Here is a 6,501-nt window from a genome sequence, read left to right on the forward strand (position 1 = left end):
GCCTCGGAAGCCCTAAGAGTTACTTCATCGTGGGCATGACGAATTCAGCGCCGGCCTTGATGCCGGACGGCCAGCGGGACGTAACCGTCTTGGTGCGCGTCCAGAACCTGATCGAATCCGAGCCGTGCTGATTGAGGTCGCCGAAGCTCGAGGCCTTCCAGCCGCCGAAGGAATGGTAGGCCAGCGGAACCGGGATCGGAACGTTGATACCGATCATGCCGATGTTGATGCGGCTGGCGAAGTCGCGCGCCGCGTCACCGTCGCGGGTGTATATCGCGACCCCGTTGCCGTATTCATGCTTCATCGGCAGCGCCAGCGCATCCTCGTAGTTGTTGGCACGAACGACCGAAAGCACCGGTCCGAAGATCTCGGTCTTGTAGATGTCCATGTCAGGCGTCACGTGGTCGAAGAGGCAACCGCCGACGAAATAGCCGTCCTCATAGCCCTGGAGCTTGAAGTCGCGGCCGTCGACGACGAGTTTGGCGCCCTGCTCCACGCCGCTGTCGATCAGGCCGCGGATGCGCGCCTGCGCCTCCTTTGTGACGACCGGGCCAAGATCGGCCTTGTCGTCCGTATAGGGGCCAATACGCAGCGATTCCACCTTGGGTGCCAGCGCCGCAACGAGACGGTTTGCCGTATCCTCGCCGACCGGCACCGCCACGGAAACCGCCATGCAGCGCTCGCCGGCGGAGCCGTAGCCCGCGCCCATCAGCGCGTTGACGGCCTGATCCATGTCGGCGTCCGGCATGATGATCATGTGGTTCTTCGCGCCGCCGAAGCACTGGGCGCGCTTGCCGTTCATCGCCGCGGTCCCGTAGACATAACGGGCAATCGGCGTCGAGCCGACAAAGGAGACGGCGGCGATGTCCGGGTCGGTGAGAATTGCATCGACCGCGGTCTTGTCGCCGTTGACGACGTTGAGGATGCCGGCAGGCAGGCCGGCTTCGATCATCAGTTCGGCAAGGCGCAGCGGTACGGACGGGTCGCGCTCCGAAGGCTTCAGGATGAAGGCGTTGCCACAGGCGATCGCAGGCGCGAACATCCACATCGGGATCATCGCGGGGAAGTTGAAGGGCGTGATGCCGGCGCCGATGCCGACCGGCTGGCGCATCGAGTACATGTCGATCGCGGGGCCTGCCCCTTCGGTAAACTCACCCTTCTGCAGATGCGGGATGCCGCAGACGAACTCGCAGACCTCGAGGCCGCGCACGATATCGCCCTTGGCGTCATCGATCGTCTTGCCATGCTCCTTCGAAAGCAGCTCGGCAAGCTCGTCCATGTGGCTGTTCAAAAGCTCTACGAACTTGAAGAAAACGCGCGCGCGCCGCTGCGGGTTGGTCGCCGCCCACTTCGGCTGGGCAGCCTTGGCGTTCTCGACGGCGGCGCGGAGTTCCTCGACGCTCGCCAGAGCCAGCGCCGCCTGCACTTCGCCGGTTGCGGGGTTGTAGACGTTGCTCGAGCGCCCGCTCGTGCCTGCCACATGTTTACCGCCAATAAAGTGACCGATCTCACGCATGGATCATCTCCTCCTCAAGGTTTTTTCACTGTTGAGAGCATCGCACTTGAATTTGCACAAATCAATGAACTGATTTAAGCAACCGTTGTGCAAAAATTATAGTTCGAGGCCTTTCATGGATTGGGACGACGTTCGCATGTTCCTTGCCGTTGCGCGCACCGGCCAGATTCTCGGGGCCTCGAAGCGGCTCGGCGTCAATCACGCCACGCTCAGCCGCCGCGTCACCACGCTGGAAGAGCGGCTGAAGGCGCGGCTGCTCGTGCGGCGCACCAACGGCTGCGATCTCACGGCCGAAGGCGAAATCTTCCTGCACGCGGCAGAGCGGATGGAAACCGAGATGCTGCGCGCCCAGCAAAGCGTCGGGCATCTCGACAGCACCATCGCCGGCACCGTGCGTATCGGCGCCCCTGATGGCTTCGGCGTCTCCTTCCTCGCGCCGCGCCTCGGCCGTCTCATCGCCCGCCATCCGGAATTGCGCATCCAGCTCGTGCCGGTGCCACGCTCCTTTTCGCTCTCTCAGCGCGAGGCCGACATCGCCATCACCCTGGAGCGGCCCGAGCAAGGCCGCCTGGTCTCCTCGAAACTCACCGAGTATACGCTCGGCCTCTACGCGTCGAAAGCCTATATGGCGGCAGCCGGCGCACCCGAAACCGTCGAGGCGCTTCGAGACCATCCACGCATCGGCTATGTGGAAGACCTGATCTTCACCCCCTCGCTCGACTTTACGGGAGAGATCATGCGCAACTGGGACGCGTCCTTCGAAATATCCACCGCAACCGGCCAGACGGAGGCGGTGCGTTCCGGCGCCGGCATCGGCATCCTGCACGACTATATCGCCCGACAATATCCGGAACTCCTGCGCATTCTGCCTGATGTCGCGATCCGTCGCGCCTATTGGACGACCTATCACGAAAGCGCCCGCGACCTCGTCCGCGTGCGTACCGTCGTCGACTTCCTGCAGGAACTGGTGAGCGCCGAACGCCGGATGTTTCTATGACTTCGTTTTTACGCAGTGCCGGACGGAAAGCCGGTCCCACTTTTTCTGGAACTGCTAGGCGTGCTGAGGCGGCGCGTCGTTTTCGTCTGGATTGGGCAGCGGCGTCTCATCCGGCAGCCGATCCGGCTCCGGCTCCTTGATCGGCGGCACCGGCTTCCAACCCGGTGGCGGAAGGGGCGGATCGGGGATAGGCTCATGCGGCTGTGACACGCGATCTTACCTTTCTGCAAAACAATCCAGGAAAGCGAGAAGTCGGCCTTCCTGGCACCATATATATAATGAGTAGAGCGCCGGCCCGGCTGTTCACGCCTACAATCAGTCCTGCGGCCCCGGCTGCGCCGCTCTCATCGGCATGCTGTCGAGAATGGCGAAAAGCTCATCCGCCGAGATCGGCTCGGCGACACGCAGCTTCACCGTCCCGTCCTTGCCGACCAGAACCGCGGCGAATTCTCCGGCCTTGGGGCCTTCCACGTCCTTTGCGATCGCCGCCGCGCTCAGGCGTTCACCGGAGCCGAAAAGCGGCGCGACCTTGCCAGCATGCAGCCGCAAGATCACCAGATCGCGCTCCGCCAGACCGTCTCGCGCTTCCAGCAACATATTTTCCTGCCGCGATGCCTTGGCGTTGCCGCTGTCGGAAAAAATAACCAGCACGCGGCTTTTCCACTGGAACTGCTCCAGGCTTTCCACTGCCGCGTAACCGGGATTGCTATCGTCTACCTTTGTCGCACCGTAGATCAGTGGCTTTGCCATCGACTGCCCTCCTAGAAGGGGAACGAACAGCTGGCGACCGGGTTCCGCGCCGGCAAACAATCTGCGCAATGCCTGGGGAAAACCCCTGTAAATCGCTAAAATTTTAGCGGAAAAACTTCGAAGCATTAACTCTGCGTCGAACATTTTTGGGCGGATGCATAACCGGCTATATCACGCCCGTTAACACCCTATTGCATTACACCGGCAGTCATCGTTGATAGCGTCATATATTGTTTCAAAAAGTATTACTATTGTAAAATGCATTACTATTCCCAAAAGTAGCACTGCTTAAAACACGTAATACTTATTTCAAAAAGGTGATTGCTATGAATAACGATGATCTGCGTATTTCGACCGTCGACAACGAAGATGCTTCCAGCAACTTTCTTTCCCCGATCCAGGAAGAGGCTGATGCGCGTGCTTCGGAAGCGCCCCCGACGGAGCTAGCGCAGGCCACTGGCAATCAGCAACCCGCAGACGGATCGGAGACCGCGGCGCACGTCGTCAACGTCGTTCCCGATGAAAACAACGTCGCGCATCTCGCCGCCAACACCTCGATCGTCGACATCCGCGTCGAGGGTTCGAACCTGGTTCTCGTCCAGGCGGACGGAACGGAAATCGTCATCGTCGATGGCGCCCTGCATATACCGACCTTCCTGATCGGCGACATTGCCCTTTCGCGTCAGGCGGTCATCGCCGCGCTCGAGGAAAATCATATCAACGTCGCCGCGGGTCCGGATGGCACCTATTCGGTCTCGCCCTTGGGCGCCGGCGGCAATTTCAGCGACGATCTGGGCTTTGCCGGTGCGCTCGACAGCTCGCTTCTGCCGCCGACGGCGTTTGTGACTGACCTCCTGGCCGATACGCGCCTTCTGGACGCCGAGCCGGACGCATTTCGCACGGGCGCCGGAAGCGGTCGTGGCGGCCGCGGTGCGTTGGGCGACATAGTCGGCACCGACGGCGACGACACGTTGATCGGCACCGTTGGAGATGACGCCATCTCCGGCATCGGCGGCAACGACAACGTCGTGGGCGGCGACGGCAACGACCTTATCAACGGCGGCGACGGCAACGACGCGCTTGACGGCCAAGGTGGCGACGACACCGTCAACGGCGGAGCCGGCAACGATATCATCGACGGCGCTACCGGTAACGACATCGTCGACGGCGGCACCGGCGACGACACGCTCAACGGCGGGGCCGGCAATGACACGCTTGCCGGCGGCGACGGCAACGACACCGTCAACGGCAATGCCGGCGACGACAGCATCGACGGCGGGGCCGGCAACGACACCATCGACGGCGGCACGGGCAACGACACCATCAACGGCGGCGACGGCAATGACACGCTCAACGGCGGCGACGGCAACGACACCGTCAACGGCAATGCCGGCGACGACAGCATCGACGGCGGGGCCGGCAACGACACCATCGACGGCGGCACGGGCAACGACACGATCAACGGCGGCGACGGTAATGACATGCTGGCCGGCGGCGACGGCAACGATACCGTCAACGGCAATGCCGGCGACGATCTCCTCGATGGCGGTGCGGGCAACGACACGTTGGCCGGCGGCACGGGTAATGACACCGTCAACGGTGGCAACGGCGACGACACGCTGAACGGCGGCGAAGGCAACGACCTGCTCTACGGCGAAGCTGGCAACGACACCATCAACGGCAATGGCGGCGACGATCTCCTCGACGGCGGCACCGGCAACGACACGATGGCCGGCGGCACCGGCAACGACACCTATGTGGTCGACAGCCCCGACGACATCGTCACGGAAAATCCGGGCGAAGGCATCGACACGGTGCAGTCGTCGATCGACTACACAGCACCTGATAACGTCGAGAACGTCGTATTGACCGGCACGGCAAACACCGATGCCACAGGCAACGATGCCGACAACACGCTCACCGGCAACAGCGGCGACAATACGCTTGACGGTGGCATTGGCGACGATAGCCTCGACGGTGGAGCCGGCAACGACATCATCTACGGCGGCGCCGGCGACGGCAACGACACCATCAACGGCGGCACCGGCAACGACAGCGTCGACGGCGGCGACGGCAACGACATCATCGATGGCGGTGTCGGCGACGACTTCCTCGACGGCGGCACCGGCAACGACAGCGTCAACGGCGGTACCGGCGACGACAGCATCCTCGGCGGCGACGGCAACGACACACTCGACGGCGGCATCGGCGACGACTTCCTTGACGGCGGTGCCGGCAGCGACACCATCAACGGCGGCGACGGCAACGACATCATCGATGGCGGTGTCGGCAACGACATCATCGATGGCGGTGTCGGCGACGACTTCCTCGACGGCGGCACCGGCAACGACACGATGGCCGGCGGCGACGGCAACGACTTCTATGTGGTCGACAGCCCCGACGACATCGTCACCGAAAATCCGGGCGAAGGCACCGACACGGTGGAGTCGTCGATCGACTACACAGCACCTGATAACGTCGAGAACATCGTATTGATCGGCACGGCAAACACCAATGCCACCGGCAACGATGCCGACAACATCCTCAGCGGCAACAGCGGCGACAATATGCTTGCCGGCGGTGCCGGCGACGACTTAATTGCCGGCGGTGCGGGCAACGACACGCTTGACGGCGGCGACGGCGACGACTTCCTCGACGGCGGTGCCGGCGACGACAGCCTCGACGGTGGAACCGGCAGCGACATCATCTACGGCGGCGACGGCGACGGCAACGACACGCTCTCGGGCGGCGGCGGCGACGACTTGCTCGACGGCGGCGCCGGCGACGACAGCCTCGACGGTGGAGCCGACAACGACATCATCTACGGTGGCGACGGCGACGGCAACGACACCATCAACGGCGGCGTCGGTGACGACATCATCGCAGGCGGCGGCGGAAACGACAGCATCGATGGCGGCGAAGGCAACGACATCATCGAAGGCGGGGCTGGCAACGACAGCATCGCCGGCGGCGCCGGCAACGATACCGCGGTCTACAACGGCACCGGTCCTGACGACATCAAGGCCACCCGCAATCCGGACGGCTCGGTGACGGTCACCACGGCCGATGGCGGCACCGACACCCTGACGGGCGTCGAGAACATCCAGATCGTTCACCCCGACGGCTCGACCGAGACCATCTCGCTCGCCGCCCTGGCACCGCCGATCGGTGGTACGATCGAAGGCACGCCCGATGGCGACCCACTCACCGGCGGCGACACCAACGACATCATCAACGG

5 protein-coding genes are annotated in these 6,501 nt (G+C 63.2%); 2 read left to right on the plus strand and 3 right to left on the minus strand.

Translation table 11 applies throughout. The annotated features are described in order from the left end of the window. Positions 1–19 precede the first annotated feature (19 nt). On the minus strand, positions 20–1,516 hold the full coding sequence (locus AB4048_RS08410) for a CoA-acylating methylmalonate-semialdehyde dehydrogenase (RefSeq protein ID WP_442201475.1): 1,497 nt from the start codon (positions 1,514–1,516) through the stop codon (positions 20–22). Between the two features lie 115 nt (positions 1,517–1,631). Between AB4048_RS08410 and AB4048_RS08415 the strand changes: the two genes are divergently transcribed. Continuing rightward, positions 1,632–2,513 (plus strand): LysR family transcriptional regulator, encoded by an 882-nt coding sequence (locus AB4048_RS08415; RefSeq protein ID WP_442201476.1) that lies wholly within the window; start codon positions 1,632–1,634, stop codon positions 2,511–2,513. 54 nt (positions 2,514–2,567) lie between these two features. Here AB4048_RS08415 and AB4048_RS08420 read toward each other — a convergent pair whose 3' ends face one another. Then, the gene (locus AB4048_RS08420; RefSeq protein ID WP_442201477.1) at positions 2,568–2,723 is read right to left on the minus strand and encodes a hypothetical protein; all 156 of its coding nucleotides are present in this window, start codon (positions 2,721–2,723) and stop codon (positions 2,568–2,570) included. 105 nt (positions 2,724–2,828) lie between these two features. After that, a complete protein-coding gene (locus AB4048_RS08425) occupies positions 2,829–3,263 on the minus strand; it encodes a DUF4174 domain-containing protein (RefSeq protein ID WP_442201478.1) in 435 nt (144 codons plus the stop codon). Positions 3,264–3,589: 326 nt separating this feature from the next. Between AB4048_RS08425 and AB4048_RS08430 the strand changes: the two genes are divergently transcribed. Next, on the plus strand, positions 3,590–6,501 hold a 2,912-nt coding region (locus AB4048_RS08430; protein ID WP_442201479.1), incomplete at its 3' end, for a calcium-binding protein.

The organism is Rhizobium sp. RAF56 (assembly GCF_052113965.1).
Taxonomy (GTDB): Bacteria; Pseudomonadota; Alphaproteobacteria; order Rhizobiales; family Rhizobiaceae; genus Rhizobium.

Excerpts from the sequence above, each read along its gene's own strand:
- AB4048_RS08410 (WP_442201475.1), bottom strand. The coding sequence starts at position 1,516 with ATGCGTGAGATCGGTCACTTTATTGGCGGTAAACATGTGGCAGGCACG.
- AB4048_RS08415 (WP_442201476.1), top strand. The coding sequence starts at position 1,632 with ATGGATTGGGACGACGTTCGCATGTTCCTTGCCGTTGCGCGCACCGGC.
- AB4048_RS08425 (WP_442201478.1), bottom strand. The coding sequence starts at position 3,263 with ATGGCAAAGCCACTGATCTACGGTGCGACAAAGGTAGACGATAGCAAT.